Annotated in this window: 23 protein-coding genes and 4 pseudogenes; 14 read left to right on the forward strand and 13 right to left on the reverse strand. The window is 69.1% G+C overall.

Annotated elements, in window-relative coordinates; all coding sequences use genetic code 11:
• Nucleotides 1-524 precede the first annotated feature (524 nt).
• Nucleotides 525-731 (reverse strand): hypothetical protein, encoded by a 207-nt coding sequence (locus ACWCQK_RS34290; RefSeq protein WP_451161828.1) that lies wholly within the window; start codon nucleotides 729-731, stop codon nucleotides 525-527.
• Between the two features lie 661 nt (nucleotides 732-1392).
• Here ACWCQK_RS34290 and ACWCQK_RS34295 point away from each other — a divergent pair.
• A complete protein-coding gene (locus ACWCQK_RS34295) occupies nucleotides 1393-1584 on the forward strand; it encodes a KOW motif-containing protein (RefSeq protein WP_451161830.1) in 192 nt (63 codons plus the stop codon).
• Nucleotides 1585-1779: 195 nt separating this feature from the next.
• Here the strand turns inward: ACWCQK_RS34295 and ACWCQK_RS34300 are convergent, their stop codons facing one another.
• Both ACWCQK_RS34300 and ACWCQK_RS34305 read right to left on the reverse strand, forming a co-directional pair.
• Nucleotides 1780-2700, reverse strand: a complete 921-nt coding sequence (locus tag ACWCQK_RS34300; protein WP_451161832.1) for an LmbU family transcriptional regulator — start codon at nucleotides 2698-2700, stop codon at nucleotides 1780-1782.
• 96 nt (nucleotides 2701-2796) lie between these two features.
• Nucleotides 2797-3336, reverse strand: a complete 540-nt coding sequence (locus tag ACWCQK_RS34305) for a winged helix-turn-helix domain-containing protein (RefSeq protein ID WP_451161834.1) — start codon at nucleotides 3334-3336, stop codon at nucleotides 2797-2799.
• Between the two features lie 2267 nt (nucleotides 3337-5603).
• On the opposite strand from ACWCQK_RS34305, the gene ACWCQK_RS34310 reads away from it, so the two are divergent.
• Nucleotides 5604-6272, forward strand: coding sequence for a TetR family transcriptional regulator (locus ACWCQK_RS34310; RefSeq protein ID WP_451161836.1), 669 nt, complete (start codon nucleotides 5604-5606; stop codon nucleotides 6270-6272).
• A complete protein-coding gene (locus ACWCQK_RS34315) occupies nucleotides 6191-7399 on the forward strand; it encodes an acyltransferase family protein (RefSeq protein ID WP_451161838.1) in 1209 nt (402 codons plus the stop codon). The genes ACWCQK_RS34310 and ACWCQK_RS34315 overlap by 82 nt, the downstream gene beginning before the upstream one ends.
• A 426-nt stretch (nucleotides 7400-7825) precedes the next feature.
• Here ACWCQK_RS34315 and ACWCQK_RS34320 read toward each other — a convergent pair whose 3' ends face one another.
• Both ACWCQK_RS34320 and ACWCQK_RS34325 read right to left on the reverse strand, forming a co-directional pair.
• Complete coding sequence (locus tag ACWCQK_RS34320) at nucleotides 7826-9409, reverse strand: SpoIIE family protein phosphatase (protein ID WP_451161840.1); 1584 nt, start codon at nucleotides 9407-9409, stop codon at nucleotides 7826-7828.
• Nucleotides 9410-9853: 444 nt separating this feature from the next.
• Nucleotides 9854-10065, reverse strand: a pseudogene (locus tag ACWCQK_RS34325) (VOC family protein); the annotation flags it as partial.
• On the opposite strand from ACWCQK_RS34325, the gene ACWCQK_RS34330 reads away from it, so the two are divergent.
• From ACWCQK_RS34330 to ACWCQK_RS34340, 3 genes are all read left to right on the forward strand, one after another.
• Complete coding sequence (locus ACWCQK_RS34330) at nucleotides 10064-10213, forward strand: hypothetical protein (RefSeq protein WP_451161842.1); 150 nt, start codon at nucleotides 10064-10066, stop codon at nucleotides 10211-10213. The pseudogene ACWCQK_RS34325 and the gene ACWCQK_RS34330 sit on opposite strands and share 2 nt — an antisense overlap.
• Before the next feature lie 65 nt (nucleotides 10214-10278).
• Nucleotides 10279-10860: a dihydrofolate reductase family protein gene (locus ACWCQK_RS34335; protein WP_451161844.1), complete on the forward strand. Its 582-nt coding sequence runs from the start codon at nucleotides 10279-10281 to the stop codon at nucleotides 10858-10860.
• 414 nt (nucleotides 10861-11274) lie between these two features.
• Nucleotides 11275-11499 (forward strand): LexA family protein, encoded by a 225-nt coding sequence (locus ACWCQK_RS34340; RefSeq protein ID WP_451161846.1) that lies wholly within the window; start codon nucleotides 11275-11277, stop codon nucleotides 11497-11499.
• A 344-nt stretch (nucleotides 11500-11843) separates the two neighbouring features.
• On the opposite strand, the pseudogene ACWCQK_RS34345 reads toward ACWCQK_RS34340, so the two are convergent.
• A pseudogene (locus ACWCQK_RS34345) lies at nucleotides 11844-12190 on the reverse strand (aldehyde dehydrogenase family protein); the annotation flags it as partial.
• Between the two features lie 198 nt (nucleotides 12191-12388).
• A pseudogene (locus tag ACWCQK_RS34350) lies at nucleotides 12389-12457 on the reverse strand (SDR family NAD(P)-dependent oxidoreductase); the annotation flags it as partial.
• Between the two features lie 251 nt (nucleotides 12458-12708).
• On the opposite strand from ACWCQK_RS34350, the gene ACWCQK_RS34355 reads away from it, so the two are divergent.
• On the forward strand, nucleotides 12709-13230 hold the full coding sequence (locus tag ACWCQK_RS34355; RefSeq protein ID WP_451161848.1) for a hypothetical protein: 522 nt from the start codon (nucleotides 12709-12711) through the stop codon (nucleotides 13228-13230).
• Between the two features lie 424 nt (nucleotides 13231-13654).
• Nucleotides 13655-14137 (forward strand): hypothetical protein, encoded by a 483-nt coding sequence (locus ACWCQK_RS34360; protein WP_451161850.1) that lies wholly within the window; start codon nucleotides 13655-13657, stop codon nucleotides 14135-14137.
• Nucleotides 14138-14309: 172 nt separating this feature from the next.
• Here the strand turns inward: ACWCQK_RS34360 and ACWCQK_RS34365 are convergent, their stop codons facing one another.
• Both ACWCQK_RS34365 and ACWCQK_RS34370 read right to left on the reverse strand, forming a co-directional pair.
• Nucleotides 14310-14834 carry a GNAT family N-acetyltransferase gene (locus ACWCQK_RS34365; RefSeq protein WP_451161852.1) on the reverse strand — a complete coding sequence of 175 codons (525 nt, stop codon included), beginning with the start codon at nucleotides 14832-14834 and terminating at the stop codon, nucleotides 14310-14312.
• Nucleotides 14835-14973: 139 nt separating this feature from the next.
• A complete protein-coding gene (locus tag ACWCQK_RS34370; RefSeq protein WP_451161934.1) occupies nucleotides 14974-15528 on the reverse strand; it encodes a YrhB domain-containing protein in 555 nt (184 codons plus the stop codon).
• 757 nt (nucleotides 15529-16285) lie between these two features.
• On the opposite strand from ACWCQK_RS34370, the gene ACWCQK_RS34375 reads away from it, so the two are divergent.
• Nucleotides 16286-17020 (forward strand): alpha/beta hydrolase, encoded by a 735-nt coding sequence (locus ACWCQK_RS34375; RefSeq protein ID WP_451161854.1) that lies wholly within the window; start codon nucleotides 16286-16288, stop codon nucleotides 17018-17020.
• 863 nt (nucleotides 17021-17883) lie between these two features.
• Here ACWCQK_RS34375 and ACWCQK_RS34380 read toward each other — a convergent pair.
• Entirely contained in the window at nucleotides 17884-18315 is a 432-nt protein-coding gene (locus ACWCQK_RS34380; RefSeq protein WP_451161856.1) for a DUF6281 family protein, read from the reverse strand.
• Nucleotides 18316-19383: 1068 nt separating this feature from the next.
• Here ACWCQK_RS34380 and ACWCQK_RS34385 point away from each other — a divergent pair.
• The 4 genes from ACWCQK_RS34385 (at nucleotide 19384) to ACWCQK_RS34400 (ending at nucleotide 22051) form a co-directional block, all read left to right on the forward strand.
• Entirely contained in the window at nucleotides 19384-20220 is an 837-nt protein-coding gene (locus tag ACWCQK_RS34385; RefSeq protein WP_451161858.1) for an alpha/beta fold hydrolase, read from the forward strand.
• 22 nt (nucleotides 20221-20242) lie between these two features.
• Nucleotides 20243-20776, forward strand: a complete 534-nt coding sequence (locus tag ACWCQK_RS34390) for a TetR/AcrR family transcriptional regulator (RefSeq protein ID WP_451161935.1) — start codon at nucleotides 20243-20245, stop codon at nucleotides 20774-20776.
• A 143-nt stretch (nucleotides 20777-20919) separates the two neighbouring features.
• A complete protein-coding gene (locus ACWCQK_RS34395) occupies nucleotides 20920-21204 on the forward strand; it encodes a hypothetical protein (protein WP_451161860.1) in 285 nt (94 codons plus the stop codon).
• Nucleotides 21205-21364: 160 nt separating this feature from the next.
• The gene (locus ACWCQK_RS34400) at nucleotides 21365-22051 is read left to right on the forward strand and encodes a class I SAM-dependent methyltransferase (RefSeq protein ID WP_451161862.1); all 687 of its coding nucleotides are present in this window, start codon (nucleotides 21365-21367) and stop codon (nucleotides 22049-22051) included.
• A gap of 235 nt (nucleotides 22052-22286) precedes the next feature.
• Here the strand turns inward: ACWCQK_RS34400 and ACWCQK_RS34405 are convergent, their stop codons facing one another.
• Nucleotides 22287-22820 carry a 2'-5' RNA ligase family protein gene (locus tag ACWCQK_RS34405; RefSeq protein WP_451161864.1) on the reverse strand — a complete coding sequence of 178 codons (534 nt, stop codon included), beginning with the start codon at nucleotides 22818-22820 and terminating at the stop codon, nucleotides 22287-22289.
• 293 nt (nucleotides 22821-23113) lie between these two features.
• Between ACWCQK_RS34405 and ACWCQK_RS34410 the strand changes: the two are divergent.
• Nucleotides 23114-23542, forward strand: a pseudogene (locus ACWCQK_RS34410) (transposase); the annotation flags it as partial.
• A 41-nt stretch (nucleotides 23543-23583) separates the two neighbouring features.
• Here ACWCQK_RS34410 and ACWCQK_RS34415 read toward each other — a convergent pair.
• On the reverse strand, nucleotides 23584-23889 hold the full coding sequence (locus ACWCQK_RS34415) for a barstar family protein (RefSeq protein WP_451161866.1): 306 nt from the start codon (nucleotides 23887-23889) through the stop codon (nucleotides 23584-23586).
• Between the two features lie 9 nt (nucleotides 23890-23898).
• Complete coding sequence (locus ACWCQK_RS34420) at nucleotides 23899-25194, reverse strand: HEAT repeat domain-containing protein (RefSeq protein ID WP_451161868.1); 1296 nt, start codon at nucleotides 25192-25194, stop codon at nucleotides 23899-23901.
• Nucleotides 25195-25803: the final 609 nt, after the last annotated feature.

Consider the following 25803-nt stretch of genomic DNA (forward strand, 5'->3'; position numbering starts at 1 on the left):
GCCGGCTGACCCCCGTCGAATTCGAGACCGTCATGATCACATCGGCCCTCCAGGCCGCGTGACCGAACCTGTCACCTGAACCTGCACCAGACCCCTCTTCCGGCGCCCTACGTATCGCCGGGCTACCTCTTCCAAGACTGTGAAGCCGACGACCGCCAGCACCCCTCGCCACCCGAACGCCACCGAGATGCACAAAGCTATGCCAGTGGCGACCATCTCTACTTTGCTCGACAAAGCTCTACCTTGGTTCCTTGGGTGCTGCGGATCCCTGCGTCCGTTGCTGCACGGCTCAGTATGGGGTCGTGGTGGCGATCAACCCTCGGCCCCCTACGGGTCGAGTCAAGCCGACGGGGCGCCGCCCTGCGGCCGAGGACGGCACCTCGTGGTAGAGACCAGCTTTGAGGTGTGGCCTCATCTTTCTCAGGTCGATCACGCGGAACTGCCGACGCTGGTCAACACGTGCTGTACTCCGGCTGGCCGGTCGCTCAGGTTCGGCCTCGACCGCTCGTTCGCGGCTGTTGGTGTCAGCTGCTGATGTCACGGGCGGAGGCGGCCTCGTCACGCGTCCACCTTGCCAAGTCGCGTCCGTACCAGATAGCCGCCAGCGTGAGCCCTGAAGCCAGGAGGCACCGCGTGATCCGGTCGTCTTCGGTGGTCAGAAAGACCAGAAGCGGAATCACGAACGTCAGATGCCAGTGCGGGTGATTCCGCCAACTGTTCTTGTCTGCCATCTCACCCTTCCCTCACGCGGCACCCTAGCGACAGTTGTGTGGGGGTTCGTGGGTGCCCCCCGTTCTACCTCAACCCACGACCCACCCCAGCTCCCATCCCGTCCGCCGTCGGCCCACACACCGTGGAGCGGGCGTGGTTCATGGCGTCCAGGTGGAGCGCGCCACTGTACGAACGACGGTGAGGATTGGTCGTGGCATCGCTCGGCGGTCTGACCCACCGAACGATTGACGCTTCGGGCTGTCCTTTCAAGGAATCGTCGGCCGGCCGGGCGGTGCCGCTTTGCGCGCGGCCCTTGGGTCAATTCGGGCGTTGTGGGCGAACGGCCAGGATGCGGGATGGCCGGTGGCGCTGCGGGCACCATGATTCCCCGCTGTTCCCCGCTCTGCCTGGTGCGTATGCGGTGCGCTCCCGGCCGATGCCAGCGGCTGCCCGTACGCTACGAAGCGTTGGGCCGCTCTGCTGTCGCGGTAGGGCGAGAGCGCGACCAAAAAGGGGCGGCTCAGAAGAGATCCCCGAGCCACATCGGTCCGGGAGCTCGTGCAGCTTCGACACCACCCCTCCGCACCATGCTGTTGAGGGACTCCGGGGCGGCGCCGGCACCACAGGGTCCTGGCCGACCACCATCAAGTTGGGGCTGGCCTACGCCGTCAGGGAGGGACCATGTCGAGCGCCCCGGAGCTACAGCCAGGGGACACCGTCCTGGTGACCGACGGCCCCTTCGCGCAGTTCACGGGGCCGATTCGCGGTATTGACCGGGAGCGCCACCGCGTACAGCTGATGGTGCAGATCTTCGGAGACGACACCCGCATCGATGTCCCCCTCGACGCGGTCGAGAGGGCGCCCAACGCCTGAGTGCCGTCCCTTTGGTCAAGGTGGTCGGGTGTGGGGTCGCCCCCGTCTGTGACACCCCGGCCCGGCCCGCCCCGACCGGACAGAGGGCCCTACACCACGGACACGGACGGCACCCGACCGGCGCCGCCCGCACCTGCGCCCGCCCGCGCCCATGGCGGACGGGGAAAGGCGGGGCAGGATGCGTACGGTGTGGCGTCAGGGCGTGCCGGACGAGAGCCGGCCCGCCGGCACCGCGGCCGGCACGGCACCCGGCGCGGTGACAGTGACGGCCGGCGCGGCAACCGCCTTGACGGCTGCGGCCGGTGCGGTGACGGCCGGTGCGGCAACCGCGTTGACAGCGGCGGCCGCCGCGGTGACAGCGGCAGGCGTGGTGACGGCCGGTTCGGTGGCCGCGGTGACGGCGACGGGTGTGGCGGCGGTTGTGGCCGCGGTGACGGCGGCCGGTGCGGTGAGAGCTGGGATGATGAGGTCGGCGGCCGAGTCGAGGGTGGTGAGTACCCAGACGTCGATGGCGACGCCGCTGTGCTCGGCGGCCTGGTGCCAGCGTTCGTAGCGTTCGCGTGGGACGGCCAGCTGGCGCAGGCCCGCACGGTCCGGGGCTTTCACCGCGTCGGGGCCGCGGGCCTCGCGCAGCGCGGTGCGCAGCTGCTTCGTCGTCCACGGTGTTTCCTCGGCCCGCCGCAGCCAGCGGTCGGCTTCCCCGGCGGGCAGCGAGGCCACCTCGGCGTGGTGCTGGAACGTCAGGCGTGCGTGGCGGCGGCTCATATCGAACCGGCGGGCCACCCAGGCGTAGTTGCGCAGGGTCTGGTACTGCAGTCCGGCGCCGCGGATGCCCTGCTGGTAGCGGTCGGCGTAGTGGTTCTTGCCGTAGGTCAGCCAGTCGCCCAGCCACCAGGCGGAGGAGTCCACCACACCCGCCAGCTGGCGTCCGGCCCGCTCCCATTCCTCGAACGAGAGCACGTCCGGGATCTGCAGTCCCACCCGCGTGGTCAAAACCTGCTCGGGCCGCATCCGGTGCGCACCGCGCTGCGGGGGCGGGACACTGCGCGCCACCCTGGGCGCGGGCGCGGGTTGCGGCAGGGCCGCCGTGGCGCTCTCGGCGCCGGTACTCACCATCACAAAGACCCCCGTCTCGATCAGTTCCGTCTACGCGTCCAACGAGCCGCTCGGGTACGCGGCCGGGCGGCGGTGCGCCGCGGCCGGCGAAAAGGATCAGAACGTCGCCGCGGCCGCCTCGGCGTCCAGGACATAACCGCGGCCCCACACGGTGCGGACCGTCAGCCCCAGCGCGTTGATCCGGTGCCGGATCCGCATCATGTGCAGATCCAGCGCGTTACGGCTCATCGGCCCCTGCCCGCGCCCCAGCCGGGACCCCAGCGCCTCCCGCGGCACCACCTGGGCGAACTGCGCCACCAGCAACGCCAGCAACGCCGCCTGCATCGGCGAGAGCGTCACCGAACGCGAGGCGAAACGCAGCACACCGTCCTCGTCGAGCTGCGGCGCACGGCTGCGGCGGTAACGGTGCACCAGCGCGTCACTGCGCGCCTGCAGATCGAACGAGGTGACCGGAGTACGCACCCAGTCCTCGAAAATGTCCTCACACACCGGCGCCCGCAGACCCGCCTCGACCACCAGGATCCGTGGCATCCCCCGCACACGGCACTCCTCCCGCAGCTCCCGCTGCGCCGGCCAGCGCACCAACTGCACCTCCCCCGCCACCCCGGCACGGGAACCCGCCTCATGCGTGATCATCCCAACCCCGCCTCCTCAGCAGCCCACCCCACACAGGACCCGGCGGCTGCGACACCTCCCGTGGACACGAGCGCGACACCGGCCCGCCCACCAGGACAGAACATCCCGCCCCACCCCCACACCACCCAAAAAATACCAGCAACCAGGTTTCTTTACAACGGATCCAGCCACCCACCAACACCCCGCCACCACATTCCGCCCTTCACACCGCCACACCCCCTCCCCGCCCCGGCACCCGCACCCGCACCACCGCAGCCCCGAAGCGGCGTCACCGAGGACGTCCCGGGGGCGCGCCGACAAGCCGCGGCGACAGCCGCACGAAGAAGCCCCGACTCACGCCTGCCTGCCTGTCCGCCCCGGCCCGGCTTGGCTTGATCCGGCCTGGTGGGGCTCGGGCCTGGCGGGGCGCGGGCCTGGTCGGCGGTGCGGTGCCCGTACAGGCGGTGTCCCGGCCGCGCGTTCTGGTCGTGGGGCGTGCCCGGCGCCGGGCCTGCGCGGGCCGCTGCTGCCGGCGAGTGTGGCCGGCCGCACGGTGGGGCCTTTGCTGCCCGGTCGGGGGCGTGCACGACCGCCGGCCGCCGGACCGCGTCCTGGGCAGCCCTCTCGCGGACTGTGTTGCGTGCGACGCCTGCCGTCCCCCGGAAGACCCTTCAGATGCGGCTTCTTGCGGGGCCGCGGCAAGGCTGCCGCCAGGGCCCGGAGCGCCGGCCGGGTCCACGCGGAGGGCTCTTTTCGGGTGGCCGTCGTGGACTGCTGTCGCGTTCGGGGAAGTCCCGTGGTGGGGCTTCTTCTGACGGTGCGGCGGCCCGTCGCCGGGGCCTGCCCGGGCGGGCGGCCGGGTCCGTGGGCAGAAGCGTGGCATCCGCACAGGCGAGGTCTGTGTGGACGGGCTCTGTGCGGGCGGGCTCTGTGCGGGGCCTGTTCACCTGCGGCGGGTCTCGAGAGTGTCGGCGAAACGCAGCCACAGCCCGGCACACTCGCGTGCCGCCCGCGCCAGCACGTCCCTGCGGTGTTCCGGCACACCGTGCGCCAAGACGCTCCCAGCGGGCCTCGTCCCCCAGCCCATGCGCCGCCAGCAGCTGCAGCCGTACGCAGCGAAGGATCCCCGCGCATCCCGGCCAACACCTCCCCCACACCCGCCCGGCCAGCAGGGGCCGCCAGGCCCTGCGGCAACGCCCGGTCCTCCCGCACCGCCGGACCTCTCGGGGGCACCGGACCCTCTCGCACCGCCGGACCCCTCGACGGCACCCGCCCCTCCGGGGCCATTGGGCCCTGTGGCAACGCCCGGCGTCACGCCCGCGCCCCGCCCCCGGACGCCGCCCGCCGGCACCCCCGCCCTCACCCAGCCCCCCGGCACCTCACGCATAGCGTTCACCCTCAAACCATTGCAACGAACCGGACAGTGACCGTTGCATTAGACGCAAAACCATTGCAACAATTTCTCGGCCATCAGCTGCAGTGACAGGAAACATGCGCAACAGATCCGTTGCGTGATCCATAAATGCAACGTAGCGTTTCCACCATCAGAAACAACACACAGGAAAGAACACCCACCACCCACACCGCACCAGGCCCACGCCAGGCAGGTCATGCAGGCCATGCAGGGCATGCGGAGCCACGCAGGCAGCACTCGCCACCGCACACCCCCGAAACCCCCGACCAACCCGGCACCCGGCACCCGGCACCCGGCACCCGGCACAACCAGGCCCCGGCCTGACCCCACAGAGCCCGACCCGGCACAGCCCCGCCCGGCTCCACAGAGCCCGACCCCCGCCCGCCCCGGCCCATGCCGACACAACCCGACACGGCACAACCGGGCACCGCATGACACGGCCCGGCATGACACAGCCCCGCCCACCTGGCGCTCCCCGGCACGACCCGACCCAGCCGACCTGGCCCCGCACGACCCGGCCCGGCACGGCCGGCACACCACCCGGCCGGCCGCACCGGTACGACCCGGCCCGACCCAGCTCCGCACGACCCGGCACAACCGGCGCCAACCGACCCGGCACCACTCGACCGACCCGGCCCTGCCGGACCGGACCGGACCGGTACGACCCGACCGGCCCCGACCCCCGGCCCGGACGGGCCCGGACCCACGGACATGCCGTTCCGGCTGCTGCAGGGCTCCCCCGCGGACTTGACGCCGCCACCGTCACACAGTGGCCAGGGACGACTCCGCCCGGTTAGATAATACAGAACCAGCAACCCGGTTTTCTATCGCCAGGCTGCAGCACACACCCCGCCGCCCCGAGGAGCCCCCGGCAATGAAACAAGAACGTGCCGCCCACACCCGCCAGGCGCTCATCCACTCCGCAGCCCAGGCATTCGAACAGCACGGCTACACCCGCGCCAACCTCACCGACATCAGCACCAACGCCGGCGTCAGCACCGGCGCCCTCCACTTCCACTTCACCAGCAAAGCCGACCTCGCCACCACCCTCGAAACCACCGCAGCCCACCTCCTACGCACCACAGCAGCCACCGCCCAACAACCAGACACCGACCCCCTCCAACAACTCATCAACACCACCCACGCCCTCGCCCACACACTCCGCCACAACACCATCGCCCGCGCCGGCTACCACCTCAACAGCGAAACCCCCCACCACACCACCCTCGACCTACGCACCGAATGGCAACAATGCATCCACCACCACCTCACCCAAGCCACCACCCACCACCACACCCACCACACCAACCCCCACCACCTCACCACCACCACAACACCTAGGCCACCGCTAGGGCGCGTATCGAAAGTTGATCTTCGATGTGAGCGGACTCCGTTCCGGGGGTGGCGCCCAGCGGCCGCCTTTCCAACACTGGTGACGTACAGGCGACGGGGGGCACAGACATGGCGACGCGCGCAGAACCGGCGCAGGCACCGCTACCGGAGCGGCGGCCGGAGCTGGACGCGATCCGGATGCTGGTCGTGATCGGGCTGGTCTTCTTCCACTCGGCGCTCGTATTCGCTGCCGACGACGACTTCTACGTCAAGAACGCCGAGACCACCGAAGCCATCATGATCATCGCTGGGTTCGGGGTCGTCTGGGCCATGCCGCTGCTGTTCCTCATCTCCGGCCTCGGTGCCTGGCACTCGCTTCAGCGCCGCGGCGCGGGCGGCTTCGCCAGAGAGCGACTGCTGCGGCTCGGCGTTCCGCTGGTCTTCGCAACCCTCGCCCTGAACCCGCTGCCTCAGTGGCTGCGGCTGCGCTCGGCCGACGCCGACCACCACGAGTCGTACCTCGGCTTCCTGCCCCGCTTCTACGACGTGCACCTGGAGCCCGAAGAGTTCCCCTTCCTCGTCCAGGGCGAGCACTTCGAGACCGGCCATCTTTGGTTCGTCGTGCTCCTCCTGGCGTTCTCCCTCATGCTGGTGCCGTTCCACCGGTGGTTGCCGCGCGAGCGCGTCCGCCGCATCGGCGACCGGGTGGCGGAGGCGACCCTGCACCGGCGGGGCGTCGTGTTCCTCCCGGCCCTCGCCTTCGCGGCGATCTGTGCCTTCGCACGGCTGGAGGAGGACTACGCGGGCTGGCACCGCTGGTCGTACCTGCTGTTCTTCGTTGCCGGCTTCGCGCTCGCCGCCGACGACCGCTTCCGCACCGCGATGCGGCGCGACGCCGGGACCGCAGCCTGGCTCGGCGCCCTACTGTTCGCGGCATCCGGCCCCGGCTTTGCCCTGGCCGACGAGCCCTTCACGGAGATGACCGCCCTGGCCACCGCCTCACGGGCGCTGTTCGGTGCGGCCGGATGGTGCCTGGTGGTCGCCATCCCAGGCCTCCTCGACCGTCGGCGGCTGGAGCAACCGCGTGCGGCGCCCAACCCGACCCCGACGACGCGTCGGCGCCTCTATGCCTATCTCGCCGCAGCCGTGCTGCCGCTGTACGTCCTGCACCAGCCGATCGTGGTCGCCGTCGCATACTTCGTGATCGGCTGGTCCGCGCCGATCCTGGTTGAGTACGCCGTGCTCGTGGTGATCGCCCTCATCCTCACCCTCACCGCGTACGAACTACTGGTCCGCCGCACGCGGGCGACCCGCTTCCTGTTCGGGATGCGACCCTAGGGGCGTCTCGAATGTGCTGGCCACAGCCACTCGTTGATAGCTGCTACGAGGACGATCGCCTCGCAGCGGACAGCGAGCCTGTCGTGCCTTGCGGCCACCGCACGGTGCCTTTTGAGGCGATTGACGGGTGGCGCCGTCCTCGCGGTGATGTACCTGCTCCAGGGAACCCCGGCGGTGGGGGCCTCCCCGCAGCCGCGGCGTTTTCCTGGAGCACCCACGCGACGCAGCACAGCGCAGGCGGCGCAGCCACCGGTGCCCACACGGCAGCCGTCCCGCCAGGCCGGGTGACAGCACGGGGCCGGGAGTCGTCGATGGAGCACGCTGAACCAGGCTGCGGGACGCCGGGCTGATCGCGATCGTGATCTGGCAAGCAGGCAACGCCTTCCCAGCTCACGCTCGCCCGCCGCGTGATCGTCCACCGCGTGATCAGTGAAGCGAGTCCACCATCACCGAGGAGAGGTCCTCCGGCATGCCTTGAGATGTCAGCGATTGTTCGGCCCAGATGATCTTTCCTTGGTCGGTGTAGCGCACACCCCAGCACCGCGAGCACTCGGCCACGAGGAGCAGGCCGCGCCCACCCTCGTCGGTGGTATTCGCCAGACGGATGTGCGGCGCGGCGCTGCTGCCGTCGAGTACCTCGCAGATGAGGGCCTTTTCGTGGATCAGCCGCAGCCGCATCGGGTCGCGGCCGTAGCGGATGGCGTTGGTGACCAGTTCGCTGGCGATCAGCTCGGTGGCGAAGTCAAGGTAGTCCAGGTCCCATTGGTGGAGTTGCCGGACGATGAGGGAGCGCATGTCGGCGACGGCGGCCGGGTCGCGTGGCAGGTCCCAGGTAGCCACTCGGCTGTCACTGAGCGCACGTGTCCGAGCGACAAGGAGTGACAGGTCGTCGTCGGCCGGCAGGAGCGGCGTCGCGATGTCGGCGGTGGCCCGGCAGACGTTTTCGATCGAGGGGTTACCGCGCTGGATGACTGTGCGGAGCAGCTCGGTTGCGGCATCGTTCGTGCTGCACGCGCGGGCCAGACTGCCACTGTGGAAGAGCAGGGTGCTGCCTTCGGCGAGTGTCACGTCCACGGGTTCGAAGACCGGCTCGCCCCTTCCCAGGGGTCTGCTGTCGGGCAGCTCGGGCACACGGACGAGCCCGTCCAGATCGACGATGGCGGGTGGGGGGTGCCCGGCGCTCGCCATGACACAGCGGCGCGTAATGGGGTCGTAGACCGCGTAGAGGCAGGTTGTACCAACCAGCCGTTCCACAAACCACAGGGACCATTCGTCGGACTCGCCCGCGGCGTAGCGGGACACGATGTCGTCCAGCCGGGCGAGTACTTCCTCAGGGGCGAGATCCAGTTCCGACAGAGCCCGCACGGCGGCGCCCATCAAGCCGATGCACACGGTGGCCTGCATGCCGGAGACGGGGATGTCGCCGGCGACGAAGGCGAGACGGGCACCGGACAGGGGGATCACATCGACCCACGAGCCGTTCACCCCTGTGCCGCTGCGGGCGGGCAGATAGGAGCGAGTGATCTCAGCCGCACTGTGCTGCTGCGTGTCCGTGGTCTCCAGGCGCCTTCTCATGGCAACCGCTGCGAGGTTCTCGCCGCGGTGCAGCCGGCTCTGTACCGTCTGGTCCTCACCGATCGACGGTCCGCCGGGCATGAGGCCGACGGTCGCCAGGATCACCGTCTGCTCGCTGCCGGGCGTGGAAGACGCTACGGAACAGGCCGAAAAGGTGACGGGCACAAGATGACCCTGCCGATGCAACAGGACGATGCTGTCGCCGGAAACGCTGCCGGTCGCGGGCGGCAGCAGGCGCTGGTGGGAGTCCCACGAATGCGGCGGACTCAGCTCGGCCACCGGCCGGCCCACGACCTCCGCCGTCGCGTAGCCCAAAAGGCGCTCGGCCGCCGGACTCCACGCAGACACCAGACCCCGGGCGTCGACCAGGAAAGCAGCCGGGCCACCCAAGACATCCGCTACACAGGTGGAAAGCGCCCCATCCATAGTGCCCATCCAACCGACCTCGTCGGGCGAGGGAACTCGTACCTCAACGGTACGACTTTGCCGGAGCAGGCGCTTCCCACCGGCTCGCTACTTCATCCGGCGCCGCCCGCCCAGCCCGTACGGGACGCATCGGCGCATCCTGCTCCCTGGCGCTCACGTAGTCCTGGACAGACCCCTACTGCGGCGCCTTCAGGGAGGTCCCGACCTTGATCGCGGTGGCAGCGCAGATCCTGGCGGTAGATGTCGGATCTCTGCCGGTTGCGGTATCAGCAGGTGATCTCGTGCCGTGGATCCCAGCGGCCGACGGCGGTCGCTCCGGAGCTTGCGTGGAACGGGGCGGCCGCCGCTTTCAGGCGCCGGTGTTACCGGACATCGACGAAGTCACCCGCGGACGCGACCGGGCTGGCGACCGTGACGCCCTCGTACAGGTAGCGGAAGTCTTCGTCGATCGCCCTCGGTGGAGGCGACCTCGACGCCGAGGCGGTCCGGGCGGGTGTTCTCGTCGGCTTCGCCCCCGATGAGGATGAGCTTGAGCGGCGGCTCGGTGACGGCGAAGTGGGCGTAGTCTCGCGGCGCTTGGCCGGCTCGGCGCCGAACACCTCGGAGCAGAAAGCGATCGAGGCTTCGAAGTCGGCAACGCGCAGGGCGAGCTGGACACGGGACATGGCAGGCCACTTCGACCAGGCCCCCTTCGACCACAAGTTCCGGGCGTACACCGGGCTCACGCCGACCCGGTACGTCGAAGTCCGGCGGCGGTTCCTGCGCGAAGATCCCGGCCACGCACTGGACGGCCGACCGCTGCCAGCCGATTGATTTCTTACGGGAGCGACAGCTCACGACGCGCTAATTTGAGGCACCCCGAAGCAGAGGAGAGCCCCGTGGGCAAGGTGGTCATGTACAGCTCGGTGTCGGTGGACGGCTTCGTCGCGGACGAGAATGACCAGCCCGGACCGCTGTTCGACTGGTTGTCCAGCGGTGACGTCCCGTTGGACGAGAGCGGCGCACTGAAGGTGTCGCAGACGTCCTACGACTACACCCGGCCGTACTGGGACCAGATCGGAGTCACGATCGTCGGCCGCCACGTCTTCGACCTGACGGATGGCTGGGACGGGAAGCCTCCGGGCGGGATCGACCACGTGGTCGTCGTGTCGCACCGACCGATGCCCGAGGGCTGGGACCGCGAGGCGCCGTTCCATTTCGTCGACGGCGTCGAGGCAGCCGTGGCCAAGGCGCAGGACCTTGCGGGTGACCGCATGGTCGAGGTCGCCGCGGGCGACGTCGGTGGCCAGGTGCTTGCCGCGGGCCTGATCGACGAGGTGCGCATGGACGTCGTACCCGTCGTGTTCGGGTCGGGCAAGCGCTACTTCGGGTCGGTCCACGCACAGCACCTGTTGGAGGATCCTGACGTGGTGATTCAGGGCAACCGGGTGCTTCACCTGCGCTATCGGGTGCGCCGTTGACCGACGACACGGACAACCTCGCCGTGTCCGCCCACATCCTCCGCCCCACCCTCGCCACCAACCCGCTGCGCGCCGGCGCCGACATCGTCGTCGCCGAACTGGCCAGAGGGCATCGCCCGGGAGCAAAGATCTTCGCAGTTCGGGCACTGTCGCTTTGCCCAGTAAATCGAACATGCGCCCCGATCATGAACATGGACACCTCCCCCTTCCCCCACGATCTCGCCCAGGCCCAAACCGCCTGGTACGCCACTTACCGGGCTCTCGCCCACACCCCGGCCGCCCACGGCACCGCCGCGCAGAGGCGGCATCTGCAGGAGCTGTCCCATCTGATCGCCGGGCACCCCTACTGGCAGTCCGGCCGGAACCGGCGGCCCGCATGGCGCTCAAGGAACTCGCGCAGCGACAGGCACGTGCATGACGCGCGGTCCCCACCGGCAGCCCGCCACCGAGCGGCCCGGTGCGCTGCTGCGCGCCCACCGGGAGTGGGTCACCGCGTACGGCGAAGACCCGTCGTTGCGCGAGTTGGCCGACGCCGTCGGACTGTCCCCTTCGACAGTCAGCCACCACCTGACCCCGCCGGATGCGGGCCGCACCGAGATCGCGACACGGGGGTGGCGCAGCCGCCAGTGCCCGCGCTGAGGCCGCTGACCATCACCCGTGACGATGTGAGTCTGGCGTCGTTGACAGGACACCCCCGAACCGGGCCCCGGGACGCCTGACCCTCCCGGAGCCCGATGAATACCCAGGCCTGTAGTCGGGCTCGTGGCCGGCCCTCCACGACCGTGGCCCGGCCATCCGTCCGGCCAGTCAGCGGCCACGCTTGAACGGTACGGACAACAGGCTCGGGTGCTCCGGGGAGATGTCCAGCCGGCAGATGTCACAGTGATGGCCGTCCTCGGGCGGCGCCAAACTCTGCTGAACCGTCGCAAGGAAGGTACGAGACGGGCCTTTCGTTCTCCGGAGCCCGTCCCGCTGCAGTGTGGTTATCGGGTACGGGTGATCGACTTGTGCTCGACGTAGCCGGTCAGGCCGACCTTGCCGCACTCGCGGCCGGGGCCGCTCGCCTTGTATCCGCCGAAGGGGTCGTCGAAGCTGATCGGCGATCCGTTCAACGTGACCGTCCCGGTGCGCAGTCGGCGGACGATGTTCAGGGCCCGGTCGGGATCAGAGGTCCAGATGCCGCCGGAGAGGCCGCACTCGGAGTCGTTGGCGATGCGGACGGCGTCGTCATCGTCGTCGGCGATGACGACCAGGACGGGCCGAAGATCTCCTCCTGCGCGATGCGCATGCTGTTGTCGACGTCCGCGAACACGGTCGGCTCCTCGGCGTTCACGGCGCCGAGGATTGCGCGGGCTCTGCGGTCCCGGTCACCGGGCTCGTTGCTGGCGTACTCCGCGAACCGGGCCAGCCATAGGCCCACGGTCTGCTCGTAGTCGAGGGTAATGGGACCCGACGGTTCCGCCGCGACCGCAGCCCAGCCAGTGCGGATGCCACCCGGCTCGACGATGGTGACCTCGACGCCGGACGGTGCCACCTCGTTCGCCAGGACCTCGGAGAAGCTTTCGACGGCGAACTTCGCGGTCTGATAGGCGCACAGACCGGCGTACCGCCCACGCGTCCGCCGATCGAGGAGATCTGCACGATGTGTCCCACCACCTCCGCACCCAGCAGCGAAAACGACCCCTGACCAGGTTCATGGTCGGGGCCGTCCTCTTGCCTGGTCACCATGGCTCCCCTGTGTTCCCCGTGGCTCCCTACACGATCGGGCGCACATGGCACACGGATAGGCCTGCCCTGCTTACAAAGGCTTGCGTCCGCGGACGTAAGGTGCGGCGCGAGGGGGGTTCGGTGAAGCGTGACGTAGTGATGCGAGGTCTGCGGTTCGGCCTGGTGGTCGGAGGGGGCTGCGCGCTGGGCTGGGGCGCCCTGTGGACGGCCGGCATGATGGTGGCGCTGGTGCTGAGGGAGTGGCACGACGTGCCTTCGGCTCTCGTCTCGGAAGTGATCCTCGTGTGCGGCAGCCTGTTCGTGGGTGCGGTGCTGGGTCTGGTGCTCGGCGCGACATTGGCGCTCGTGCCCGGCTGGCTGACCTCTCATGGGCTACTCCGCCGGCTTCTGGCGGGAGTTGTCGCCGGAACGCTGTTCGTCGGCGAGGTCGTGGTCAGCGTGGAGGGCGGCATTCTGCCGGCGCTGGTGATGCTCATGGGCATCCCGGCCGTTGGCGTGCTGGCGGCTGCGTGCAGTGGTGACATTGCGGGACGGAGCCGGCGTCATGCCTGGTTGTGGCCGCGCACGCTTCTGTGGGCTGATGTTCGAGCACTCACCTGGCGCGGGAGGCTCCGTGCTGTGGTTGACCTGCTGTGGAACTGATACCTGCCCTGCCACCTGAGAGGCCGAGCCGCCTCCGGTGCGGGTCCGAGGGGTCTGCGGAGTCCCAGCGGGTCTGCGGGGTCTTGATGACCCAGTCAAGTGTCGCTGCCCAGATCCCGCCGGGCCGGCACCCGGAGGGCCGGCTGCCGCTGGCCACCGCATTCAGGAGCGAGGTTGGGCGTTCGCCGGCGTGACTTGCTGGTTCCCCGCCTTGAGCCGATCTCCTGCGGCTTCCCCACGGTGCCGTGATTCCCCGTGGTTCCCAGCCTGTTCTGGCACGAAGGTGGCACGGCCGGGAACGGCACTGAAGTGGACCCAACTGGAACGGACCTCCGACGCGGACTCGCCTGGCGTGGCCTGTTACGGACGGCTTCCGCCGAAACGGAGTAGCGGCCAGGGACTGGCATTCCGCAGGATCAGCCTCGTGGAGACAGTGGTGCAGTGGGTCCGCACGACATGGACCAAGCAATCCCGTGGCGGCCTCGGAGCCGTGCGTCGGAACGCGACCCCGATGGCCTTTCCGCTGCCGCTCGGCTCGCCACCCTTCATGCACGAGGTCCGGATGCGCGAAGCCGAAGACTTCCAGCCCCGGTCTGTGATGCACGACAGCATGCCCGACTCCAGTACGGACGCCGGCGTGCTCTTGCGGGAAGTCGACGGACTGCTGCGGGTTCAGCTGGTCGCGACGCCCTTCGGTATGCCGCGCCGATGGCGGCGTCCCCCGGCCGTTCGCCTCGCCCATGGCGAGTGGCTCCGCTGGCAGATCAACTATCGCTTTGCTGGTTCAAGCGGCGGCGAATGGACCTACCGTCTCGACACGCTCAACATCGCCCACGGCCCGGCACGGCTCGACCTCTTCCTCGGCACCCCCACCCATCAGGTCAACGAACTTGCCAGTTTGCGCTGACGCACCTGACAGCAATCTCATCAACCTTCTGACGTGCATGAACTCCACCTTCACAGGCTGAGACCGTTGATGACGGGCGGGGGTCGGCAAGACCCACATCGCCCGTCCCTGGGCCACCTCGCCGTCCGCCAGCCGGGGCTGCGGACGCAGCGACGGCTGTTCGCTGACGACGCTACTGGATCTTGATCCAGTAGCGTCGCACGGCGCCGAACTCGGTTTCTCGGATGCCGTCCGGCACGCCGGCATGGCGCTCGATCGTCTTGGCCGAGGCGACGTTGTCGATCGCACAAAGCATCAGCACCCGGTTCAGCCCCAGCAACCGAGCCTCGTCGAGTATCTGATCCAGCGCCCATGTGGCCAGTCCGCGTCGGCGCGCGGATGGCCGGATGCCATAGCCGATGTGCCCGGTCTCCAGCACGTCCTTTTCAAGCCCGTGTCTCAGTGCGATCCCACCCAGCACCTTGTCGTCCTCGACGATCCATCGATAGGTGCAACTCACCTCACGGGCCTGCAGCGATGCTCCCGGGCCCGACTCGGCAGCCAGCCGTGTCAGCCAGGCCGCGAACCCGTCAGGCGAGGCGACCTCGTCGGAGGACAACAGCCCGAATCCATCCTCATGCAGACCAGGCCCCCACTCTGCATGTGCCTCAAGCCAGGCGGCGTGCAGGCGGACAGTCGGTGCGATCAGTTCAGGCATACGGCGACGGTATCGATGCACATGATCACGATCTACATCAGGAATCCGTTGCTGAGACTGTCGCCGTGCCGCGGATAGCCAAAAGGACAAGCCCTCTGCGCCGGCGAAGCGGGATCCGGAGCGGACTGGCGGCCCACAGTCATCTCAATCCGGGGCGAAGCGTCCGTACGGCGAGGATCGGGTCGATGGGTTCTACGAGCTTGTCGGAAGCTACGGCTATGAGATGCGCTGGAACATCACCTTGCAGCAGCGCGCTTACGTACTCGATGGCCTCCGCAGGCGACAGTTCGGGCAGCTTCTGGCGCAGATCCCGCACGGCGTGCATGCGTCCGCGCGTAGCGGCGATCCCGCGCAGCACATCATGCAGATCATCTACTGCGGTGCGCACCGGCAGCCCACGTATCCGGGCTCGGTAGTCGGCTTCCCACTCCCCCATCTTCGAGGAGACGATGCCGATCTGGTGTAGTCCACCGTCGACGCGGTCGACCAGGTAGGGCCCTTCGCCGAGGACCATGTGTTCCTTTTTCCGGGTGCGCGCGAACTCCTCGGACTGGCAGAAGACGATCCACACCAGCTCGCGCTCCTCGACACGGACCACAGTCATGCGCACCACATCCACACCTGCGGGCCGCCACCTTCGATAGTCGCGCTCCAACTCTTCTTCGACAGTCCGAACTGCGGCTCCTCGCTCCATCACGGGTGCAGCTTCCCGTACGGTGCCCCCTCTCCGCCAGCGAGTTCGTACGGTCCAGTTCCGCGTACACAGGGCGTGACGAACTCTTGATCATCGTCGTTCAACGCGCTCCCTACCAAGACGGTCGCAGCCTCGAACTCATGCGCCCGGTCCGCGAGAGCCCGCTTCAACGTCTCGGTCACCACGTCGTCGGGCAAAGCCGGTGGGTTCGCAAGGCGCCAATGTGAATGCAAGTCGCGAGACTACGTACTCCAGCACGACGCCAACCCGGCCCGCGACTCGACAGGGCGAACGATGCTTGATGCGGCACCAGCTTTGACGTCAGCCACCCCCTACCCGGATCCGGGCCACAGGCACCGAGGCATCGACGCGGGGGCGCATCCAGCGGTGCCCGCGCGGTAGCCACTGCCCCTCCCATTCGGTGCGGTTGGCTTCGTTCGCGAGGGCCGAACCAACAGCACCTGTAGACGAGTTTGGGAAGCGTCGGCGGTGCGTCGTGTTCGACGTTCATGAGGAGCGGAAGTGCCAGCGGACCCCACTTCCCGAGTGGTCGCTCTTCGGCGATGCCGCCGAGACAGCAAAAGCCGTTGGCGGACGAAGGCGTCCCCTGCTACGTTTCCGGAAGCCGTGCGAGAGATCGAGGAGGTGGTACCCGTGAACGCAGTATCGACATGGGTGCTCCCCTTCGGGGTCACGGCCGGACGATAGACAGGTCGTCCGGGAGCGCCATCCCAGTGCACTCCCGAAAGGCACGACCATGCATTTCACTTCTGAGCAGCGCCTCGACGACGGCGTCCTCGAACGCGAATTCACCCTCAGCGAGATCCCCGGCATCCTGTGGACGCCCGGATCCTCATCCGCACCAGCGCCACTGATCCTGCTCGGCCACCCTCCCCTCGGGCTGCGCAAGATGTACCCCCGATTGGTTGCCCGGGCCCGGCATTCCGCGGCAGAGGGCTTCGCCACGGCCACCATCGAGCTCCCCGGAAGCGGCGATCGGCCTCGCTGGCCCGCCGCCGAGCAGGCCCGTGCTGACTTGCGCCGGGCGATGGAGGCCGGCGAGCGGGTCAGCGCCGAAATCATCGACGCCCTCATCCTCCCGCTGGTCGACAAGGCGGTCCCGGAGTGGCAGGCCGCCCTGGACGCTCTCCTGTCACTGCCCGAGATCGGCGGCCCGGTCGGGTACTCGGGGGGAGTGATCTCCATCGGCATCCGACTGGCAGTGGTCGAACCGCGCATCGTGGCCGCCGGCTTCTTCGCCGGGAGTTTGGTGCCTCGCGCCATGTTCGAGGAGGCCCGGCAGGTCACCATTCCGCTGCATGTCCTGCTGCAGTGGGACGACGAAGGCAACGACCGGCAGGCGGCCCTCGACCTGTTCGACGCCTTCGGATCGAAGGAGAAGTCCCTGCACGCCAACATGGGAGGGCACACCGGTGTCCCCCAGTTTGCGGGGGACGCATCGGCCCAGTTCTTCACCCGACATCTGAAGTGAGGCCGGGCCGTCGGATCGGCAGCAGACGGCAGTTGCTGTCGCGGGCACTCACTCCGCTCATCGAAATCAGGCACCGGCCCTCCAAGTCTCTCGGCACGTGGGTCCCTTGCTGAACTCTCGACTGTTCTGCCTAAAGTCATGAACTGGGTTATTTCTGAGGAGCTTTCGAGTGCTGCTCAGACTCGCGTGCCAGTGCTGCTCGTGAACAAGACCAGTGCGGTCCTCGCGGCCCGGTCCCCGGTACTGCGGGACGGTGCGACCTGGCGTCGCTGAACGGTGCACCCCCCGGGCCGCGCTCCGGGGGGGGGTGCCAACCCTTCCGGGGCTGGCGGGGCCGAACGACGGTTCGGCCTTGGTCGCTCACCCGGGAATCGCCGGGCACCTCAGTCGCCTCGGCCTGATCCTGTGCTCCGACCAAGGAAACACCTGATCAGGCCGAGGTCATGAAGATGCCGCGTCTGCATCCCGGTCCGGCGTGCGGTCTGCAGTCGGAGTAGGAGTCCAGGTCGTCAATGTGAGGTCTCAGGAATTCCTTGACGGTGCTGCCGGATGCCGATGCCAAGGACGTAGAGCCTGGTTCAGGCGCATTGACAACGCAAGGTCAGTGCATCGTCAAGCAAATCCCCCGTGACGTCCGTCGTCACGAGGCGCCTTCGTCATGGGCCGGGCGGCCCGCACGGCAACGTGGCCAGTGCGGGTGCTCACGCCCTTGACCCACGACGACGGCCCTCCGGCACCACTGACGCCAGCCGGGTCGCACGCATTGGAGCAGGCTGTCATAGATGACGGGTCGGACAGTACGACCTGCGATCGAGGCCTCCGCATGCGCGAAATCCCTCGTGTCCACCTGGTCAGCAGAGTGTCTAGCCTCGTGCCAGGGCCTTGACCTCCGGAGGCATGCTGCCACCGGGTTGGACGGCAAGGAGCATGACCTCGTCCGAGGTGTACCGCAGCGCGATGGCGATTCGTGGATTCAAGCCGTCGACGGCATAGGCCGTGGTCGGTTCGGGCCCTGCCCCATAGTCGTTGTGGCCCGGTGTGTCATCGCAGGGCGGGAACTCGGCGGGACCGAGCGCTTTGCCTACGGTGAAATCGACGTTGGCCACCTGCGTATAGGTGCGTCCCCCGTACATGGCAGCGATCGCGCATGACCCTTCGGCCTCCCCGCCACCGCCCTGCGCCGAACAGGCGGTCGCCAGCACGGCCACGACCACGATCATGCCCGAGTACAGCGGCAGCCGCCGCGACCGCGTCGACATATCGGCGCCGCGTCGGCGTGAAATGCTGATCCGCATCAGTGGCCTCCTTCTGGAGCGTGCGCGCTCCGTCTCGCCGGGTGCCACGTAGCCCCTGGGGAGTTCGGACCCCGGGCGCGTCTCCCGATCAATTCATCAACATGACGGAGCTCGGGGCGAACTCGTTCGTTCCGCTTTCGGTGCGATCTCTGGCCTTCGTGTCAGCACGTCACCTGGGCGTCTCTCACTCGACGACAGTGAAGGGGCCCGGATCTCTCACCCTCGTGACAGTGCGCACGACCGGCGGAACGCTCCACTGGCCCGCGCCCACTGGCATCGGGGAGGCCTCGCGCGTGCGGTCGGGTGCGCGCGTGCGACCGGCCGCAGGGAAGGTCCCCGGTCCGCCAGCCGCTGGGCCTGGAGGCTGGGTAGACGGCGTAGTCGCGGATCTACGCGTGGTCCGACCTGCGGATGACCGTTCCGTACACCCACCACGTCTTCTTTGCGCTGTTCAGATCCGATGGGAAGCGACAGCGCCAGGTGAGACTGCCGGGCTGCGGTCCGCTCTCCCGCCGGCCTCGATCTGCGTCCCGTCCCGGTTGTTCCGGCCCTCCTGGTCTGCCGCGCGGTGCGAACGACGACCACGTCGACGGCAGACACCTCCCGCGGGTGGGGTGCCAGGCGCGGATCTACGGCATCGATGCCCGGCTGCTCGAGTCACGGGTGCCCACACGGGCGCACAGGCCGCCAGGCGGCGAACGCGTGGCCTTGAAAGGCATGCTCCGTCCGGCGCCGACAGCACCTCGGACGTACGGGACGGGGACCAGTCAACGGCTGAGGCCTTGCGATTCCCGTGAGTGCCGACCGGTTGCGGGGCGGCCCCGACTCGGACAGGGCAAGGTCCGGCCCGGTGTGCTGCCCCGTCCGGTATTGACCGGTGGCGCTTGCCACGACGGCGCTTCGGCCCTCGGAGCACGACCGGCGGACTGTTTCCTGTCGAGCGAGCGCAGATCTCCCCTCAACCTGCCCTGGGCATCCGGCTGTTGACACCGCAAGCTAATGACACTAGCTTTCAGCTAACGACATTAGCCACGTGGCTGACGCGGCTAACCAATCTTGGGAGACATCATGACCGAGCACCTCGCCGTCGACGGTGGCACGATCGCCTACGACGTGGCGGGCTCCGGCCCGCTGGTCGTCCTTGCACACGGCATGGGCGACCACCGCGCCGCCTACCGCGCCGTCACCCCGCAACTGATCGCGGCGGGCTACCGGGTCGCCGCCGTCGACCTGCGCGGCTGCGGCGAGTCCAGCACCAACTGGCCGGACTGGAACCGCTCCGCCATCGCCGGTGACCTGCTCGCCGTGATACGGCACCTGGGCGGCCCGGCGGTGCTCGTCGGCCACTCGATCTCCGGCGGCGGCGCCACCATCGCCGCGGCGCGGGAGCCGGAGCTGGTCACCGCGGTGGTCGAGCTGGGGCCCTTCACCCGCAAGCAGTCGACGGGTCTGGGCGATCTGCGCAGCAAGCGCCTGCGGCAGGGCCTGCTGCGGCTGATGCGTGCCATCATGCTGGGCAGTGTTCCGGCGTGGCGCTCCTATCTGGAGGTGGCCTACCCCGGCGTGAAGCCGGCCGACTTCGACGAGCGGGTCGGCCGCGTCGAGGCGATGCTGCGCGAGCCGGGTCGCATGAAGGCGCTGCAGGGCATGGGCCGCACCACGCCCACCGATGCCGGCGCCCAGCTCAGCAACGTACGCTGCCCGGTCCTGGTCATCATGGGCACCGACGATCCCGACTGGGCCGACCCGCATGCCGAAGGTGTTGCGATCGTCGAGGACCTGCCCACCGGCCTCGGCCGCCTCGAAATGATCGAAGGTGCCGGGCACTACCCGCACGACCAGTACCCTGAGCAGGTGGTTTCGCTGATGCTCTCCTTCCTGCGAACGGACGCCGCCCGTGCCTAGGGCGGGCCTGGATTCCGCGACCGTGGTCGCGGCCGGCGCCGACCTCGCCGACGAGGTGGGCCTGGGCCGCCTGACCATGGCCCTGCTGGCCGAGCGCCTGGGCGTGCGCACGCCGTCCCTGTACAAGCATGTGGGCGGACAGGAGGACCTCGTCCGGCGCATCGCGGCGTTGGCGACGGTCCAGGCCGCCGACGCCGTCGGCGCTGCAGTTCAGGGAGTCGCGGGTCGTGACGCCCTGGCCGCCGCGCTGCGCGCCTTCCGCACCCTCGTGATCTCCCACCCCGGCCGCTACGCCGCGACGACCGGCATGGAACCCACAGGTCCGGACGACCCCATGGCCCTTGCCACCCAACGGCTGTTCGATGTGTTCCGGGCCGTTCTACGCGGCTACGGAATCGACGAGTCCGACATGGACCACGCCCTGCGTATGTTCCGCAGCCTCTGCCACGGCTTCGCCACCCTGGAAGCGGCAGGCGGCTTCAAGTGGAGCACCGACATCGACAAGAGCTTCGAATGGCTGATTGCTTTCACCGACCGGGGCTTGCGCGCCATGTGACAGCGTTGCGGCCGACAGGGCGATGTCGTCCCCGTACCGGGCGAACTCCTCTACGCCACGGCTTCCTTTGGCGTGAGGTAGTGCGAAGCCCGTACCAACATCGTGTGCTGCACGAAGTCGTACTCCGACATCGCCCGCATCCCATGGCGATGTGGGCTGCGGCGACGGTTCCCTTACCCGGCATCTGCACGCCCAGCGCCATCGCCCTCGCCACAGGTACCGCCCTGGCGGCCGACCGCCCCCACTTCCAGGCCATGGACTTCGCCACCGACCGCATGGACGAACTGCCGGACTCGGCATACGTGGTCATCACGCGCCGGCTCGCCTTCCGGCCCATCACGCACAAGGACATTTTTTGGGACCGAGTCCGTCAACTCCTCGTCCCTGGCGTCACGTTCTGGGTGGTCACCGAGCTCGCCGACCGATGAGCCGACGGCAATCCCCTCAAGGGCCTGGGCATCACCGCCCCCGGCGTCGAGTTCCTCACCTCACGCTGGTCCGCCGTGACGGCCGTCGACCTCGACCGGCTGTCCTGCTTCGCCCTACGCCCTACGTCCGCGACACCGCACTCGAACGGAGGAGACGCCTTTGAACAGCGAAGAGACCAACCTTTCGGCCTGGACCGCGTACGGACGGCATCACATCGGCCGTGCAACGGAGATCCCCGATGCCGACCGCATCTCCTGGGGCTTCTGGCCGAACGGGCCGGGGTCCGAGGTCCTGGGCGACCTGTCCGGCAAGCGGGTCCTCGACCTCGGCTCCGGGATCAGCAAATACGCCGCCCACCTGGTGCGGGAGCACGGCGCCGTGGTCGACGCCGTCGAGGCCTCCCCCACCCAGCACGAACGCGCCCTCGCCCGGTACGGCGCTCTGCCAGGACTCAACCTCATCCACGCCGACGCCGTCGAGCACCTGGGGCGGGCCAAGCCGTACGACGTGATCTACTCGATCCACAGCTTCGGTTACATCGATCCACACCGCCTGCTCCCGGCTCTGAGTATCGCGTTGAAGCCCGGCGGGCTGCTGATCTTCTCCATCCTTCACACCAACTCGGACGGCCGCGTGCCATCACCTACCGTCGCCGCACGACCGGAAGGCTTACCGCTCGCCGGAGGTGACCCGTTGTCCGTCCACATGTGGCTGCTCTCACCCACGTTGTGGGAAAGCCTTCTCGTCAACAACGGCCTCCTCGTCGACGCAGTCGAAGTCCTCGACGCGCCCGATGAGAGCAGTCCTGTCTCCGTCCGTCTCTTCCGAGCTCATCGGCGCCCCTGAATCAGCAACACTGGTCACGTACGACCGCTGTCCGGCCGAAGGGCTGAGCAAGCGACGAGACACCCGCCGGTCAGGCGAGGGCCTCGTCAGGCGGACGAATCAGCGGTCGTGAGGATGCGTCGTTCCTGCTGTAGCCGCCTTGGCTGGAGAGCCCTCGCCCCGGCCGTCCGCCGACACGACCGGCCCGGGCGCCGCAGCAGGGTGTGCACTGAGCATCCGAGGGCGCGGCCTCGTCTCAGGTACGGGGCTCCAGCACCTCCAGGGCACCGGTCTCGGTGTCGTAGCTGCGCAAGGTGGTGAGCCGGACCGACACGGGAGGCGCCGGCAGCAGCTCGGGAATCCGCCGACCCGCGAAGGCGCCGGCCCGCCGGGAACGACCGAGGGTGACGTGCGGTCTCCAGCGCGCGGGAGCATGGAAAGGGTTGAGGGTCTCAGGCGGACTGTCCGAGACCACCGCGTCCCACACCTGCTCGTGCAAGGCGGCCAGAGCAAAGTCGAGATCAATCGACCACGCCAGTACCGAGGTCGGCCGCTCGAAGCGGACCACACCGGTGAACCGCACCGACAGCGGCAGGGCGGCGGCCACCGCGGCAAGTTCCCAGCGAATCGGAGCGGTCAGCTCCGGGCAGGCGACCAGAGTCAGGTGCGGGCTGTTGGTCGGCGAGCAATGGCGCGCCTGACTGGGCAGCCCAGCATCCGCGAGCCGTCGCCAAGCCTCCCGGACCACGAGGTCCGCCGCCTCGTCCAACAACACCTCGACCGTGCGCACCGGCGCAGCTTACCGGCGGCGGCCTGCGGTGCGTGCCGCTCGCCAGCCGGGTCGTCGTGCGAGGAGCGCGACGGCACGCCGCGGTGGGGGCACAGTCGAGGGGGGTGCGGTTCCTGGGTCCTCAGCCCGCACCGAGCGCCCGGACGCGTTTCACAGACCAAGACTTGGAGGATGGCTCTCCCACACCCGCACAAGACCCGTGGGGCTCAGCCTCGGCGGTCAGTTCCAGTGCTGCCTACCGCGGGCAGCACCTCAGGGATCAGGGCCACCATTGCCGACGCGGACTCCTCGGTCATCTGGCGGCTGGCATCGAGGCACGGCCGTTGGCCCTCCACGTCACCTCAGGCCACGCCGGTATGCTCACGCATTCGACGCCGTCATGGTACGAACCCGGGTTCCACGCAGCGGACTCGGCAGCCCCAGGACCCGGCCGGAGGCCGTTCTCGCGGATCGCGCGTATTCCTCCCGTGCAATCCACGGACATCTCCGTCGGCGCGGCATCCACGCAGTCATTCCGCGACCCGCCGACCAGGTCGGACACCAGCTGCGGCGGGGCCGTGTCAGAGGCCGCCCGCCGGGGTTCGATGCCGCAGCGCATAAGGAGCGCAACTCCGTCGAGCGGTGCATCAACTGCTGGAGGCAATGGCGTGGTTCAACGTCGCACCAATGAGCTCGCCCGGGTCTATCACGCGGCCCTGCACCTGGCGGCCATCTTGATCTGAGCCCGCCGTTGAGCCGGGATGACCGGCCCACAGCGCGGCCATCAGGTCGGCTCGTGCACGACCAGTCGCGACTGCGGCCCCGCAAACGCGCTGCGCAGCGCCCGGGCGTCACGGTCACGCGCGGCGAAGATTCCCTGTCTGTCTACGTGGACGGCCAGGACGTCGTAACTGTCGATGATCTCGGAGATACCTCGGGTCTGGGTCGTGTCCCGCCAGGCCTCCGTGTTCCGGCCGAACCATTGGGGCAGGCCGCATGGTTCGGTGACGGCGTCCCAGAAGTTATCGAGCGTCTCGATCGACCGACCCCGTAGGTCGATCACTAGTTCCGATTCTGTCTTCTTGGGCATCGCAGCAGACTAGCCAACCTCACCCAGGCGGGGAGCGGTCGCAGGAGAGGGGCTCGAGGCGTACACCTCGACCGACCGCAGCAGCCGGTTCGCCGCGACCCGCTGGTGGCGCGGACGGTCGGCGGCCAAAAGGGCGCGCAGCAGTTCTTGCGGTACGCGGTCGGCCCACGGCAGCAGAGCCGCGGTCGCCTGCCGCACCACTGCCGCTGACGGGTCGTTCAGGAGCGGCCGTACGTCGTCGACACGCACCGCCTCCATCGCCCGCAGTCCGGCCACCGCGCAGGCGCGTACCCTGGGGACCGGGTGCGCGAGCAGCGTCCGGAGCAGGTCCGCGTCCTCGGGAACCCCGCACTCGCCGAGGCCCACGGCGACGGCGGGCCGGGCTGCGGGGTCGGCGCACAGCGCGCGGTACAGCGGTGCCGGGTCGGTGCCGCCTTGCCGCAGCATCCATCGGGCACACGCCCGCACCACGGCGGACCGGTCGGTGAGGTACGGCTCGGCCTCGGCGTGCCGCCCGGTGCGGCGTAGCGCGGTCACCCCCGCCGACCTGACCCGTGGCTGCCGGGACCCGAGCAGCGGTGCCACGATCTCGGTGAACTCCTCGATGGTGCCTGCACGCAGGGTAGCCACTGCCGCATCGGCGCACAGGTCCTGCACGACGATGTCGCGGTGGCGGGCGGCGGTCTGAGCGAGCCGCGCTGCGGGGAGCAGCCGCCGATCGAGGGCGACGCGATGCGCGAGGCGGGCCGTGGCCCGGTCGCCGCTGTCGAGCAGCGCCTCGACTTGCGCGGCTGGGCCCGCGCGAAGCGCCCCAATGAGCAGTTCCTGAGCGAAGCCGCCCCGGGAGCGGCGGCCGACCCGCAGGATCAGCGCGGTGTGTGTGGCCAGCCGGTGCGGGGGTGTCGCAGCCAGGAGCGCGCGAGCCCGTTCGCGTACCGGTTTCGACCAGTCCGCGCAGCGGATGACGACCAGCGCAAGCAGAGCGGGCCGCTCCTCGGCATGGTTCAGCGAGGCCTCGCGGATCCAGCCGTCGGGATGACAGAGGGCGACAGCGAGTTCGGCATCACCGGGCGTCTGGGGCCACATGACGCGGGGCATCGACGCACCCGGATCCCAATTCATCCGCCGTCCGGACGGCGACGCATGCGAGTGGAACAACTCCGGCAGCCGCCAGGCCAGTTCGCGGACCCCGAAGTCAAGGTTGATCCAGGAGTCCGGGTCCATCACATCGAGCGCCTGCTCCAGAGCAACTCCCGCAGCCAGTCGCCTGACGGCCTCGTACAACTCGTCCTCGCTGGTCAGCATGGGTGAAGCCTAAACACTGTCCAGCAGATCCCGTTGCCTGGGATGGCTCCCCGTATAGCCGACGAAGCGGCGCGGCTTGCGGATCGTCCCAGTACGCCTGGAAGCAGGGCTCACCAGGGTGGCAGGCAATGTGCCGGGGCGGCACATCAGCCACGGTGTCGCGTGGGTCTGACATCGCCACGCCGCTGGAAGCCCCCTGGGGCCGGGCCGCATTGGGCCGACTCGTTCACGGTGGGCTGGGCCGCCAGCACGGGCGGTCGCGGGAACCGAGCCTGTCAGGGTAAGCGCGCCCCTCCAGTTACACCTGCAAGTTGGCCAGGATGCATCTCGCGCCACTGTGCGTTCGACCGGAACCGCCATATCACCCCTCGAACTGCTCCCGCAGCCCGGAACGGGCCCTCCGCCTGCTCCGCGCGCGGGAGCCGTCGCCGACGGGCGGGTCCCGGTGGCGCTGCCGGCCGCCTGATGCCGCGCCTGGCAGGTGGACGCAGTTGCCGCGGGATGAGTAGGCCTCGTCGGCGGCAACCGCGTCCAGCGGGGTTCGGGGGCGGCCGCCGGGACCCCGGCCCTGGAACTTCCCGACCACCGGGATGAACCGCGAACTGTCCG

The sequence above is a fragment of the Streptomyces sp. NPDC002306 genome (assembly GCF_053593435.1).

Excerpts from the sequence above, each read along its gene's own strand:
- ACWCQK_RS34290 (WP_451161828.1), bottom strand. The coding sequence starts at position 731 with ATGGCAGACAAGAACAGTTGGCGGAATCACCCGCACTGGCATCTGACG.
- ACWCQK_RS34295 (WP_451161830.1), top strand. The coding sequence starts at position 1,393 with ATGTCGAGCGCCCCGGAGCTACAGCCAGGGGACACCGTCCTGGTGACC.
- ACWCQK_RS34300 (WP_451161832.1), bottom strand. The coding sequence starts at position 2,700 with ATGGTGAGTACCGGCGCCGAGAGCGCCACGGCGGCCCTGCCGCAACCC.
- ACWCQK_RS34305 (WP_451161834.1), bottom strand. The coding sequence starts at position 3,336 with ATGATCACGCATGAGGCGGGTTCCCGTGCCGGGGTGGCGGGGGAGGTG.
- ACWCQK_RS34310 (WP_451161836.1), top strand. The coding sequence starts at position 5,604 with ATGAAACAAGAACGTGCCGCCCACACCCGCCAGGCGCTCATCCACTCC.
- ACWCQK_RS34315 (WP_451161838.1), top strand. The coding sequence starts at position 6,191 with ATGGCGACGCGCGCAGAACCGGCGCAGGCACCGCTACCGGAGCGGCGG.
- ACWCQK_RS34320 (WP_451161840.1), bottom strand. The coding sequence starts at position 9,409 with ATGGGCACTATGGATGGGGCGCTTTCCACCTGTGTAGCGGATGTCTTG.
- ACWCQK_RS34330 (WP_451161842.1), top strand. The coding sequence starts at position 10,064 with ATGGCAGGCCACTTCGACCAGGCCCCCTTCGACCACAAGTTCCGGGCG.
- ACWCQK_RS34340 (WP_451161846.1), top strand. The coding sequence starts at position 11,275 with ATGACGCGCGGTCCCCACCGGCAGCCCGCCACCGAGCGGCCCGGTGCG.
- ACWCQK_RS34365 (WP_451161852.1), bottom strand. The coding sequence starts at position 14,834 with ATGCCTGAACTGATCGCACCGACTGTCCGCCTGCACGCCGCCTGGCTT.
- ACWCQK_RS34370 (WP_451161934.1), bottom strand. The coding sequence starts at position 15,528 with ATGGAGCGAGGAGCCGCAGTTCGGACTGTCGAAGAAGAGTTGGAGCGC.
- ACWCQK_RS34375 (WP_451161854.1), top strand. The coding sequence starts at position 16,286 with ATGCATTTCACTTCTGAGCAGCGCCTCGACGACGGCGTCCTCGAACGC.
- ACWCQK_RS34380 (WP_451161856.1), bottom strand. The coding sequence starts at position 18,315 with ATGCGGATCAGCATTTCACGCCGACGCGGCGCCGATATGTCGACGCGG.
- ACWCQK_RS34385 (WP_451161858.1), top strand. The coding sequence starts at position 19,384 with ATGACCGAGCACCTCGCCGTCGACGGTGGCACGATCGCCTACGACGTG.
- ACWCQK_RS34395 (WP_451161860.1), top strand. The coding sequence starts at position 20,920 with ATGGCGATGTGGGCTGCGGCGACGGTTCCCTTACCCGGCATCTGCACG.
- ACWCQK_RS34415 (WP_451161866.1), bottom strand. The coding sequence starts at position 23,889 with ATGCCCAAGAAGACAGAATCGGAACTAGTGATCGACCTACGGGGTCGG.
- ACWCQK_RS34420 (WP_451161868.1), bottom strand. The coding sequence starts at position 25,194 with ATGCTGACCAGCGAGGACGAGTTGTACGAGGCCGTCAGGCGACTGGCT.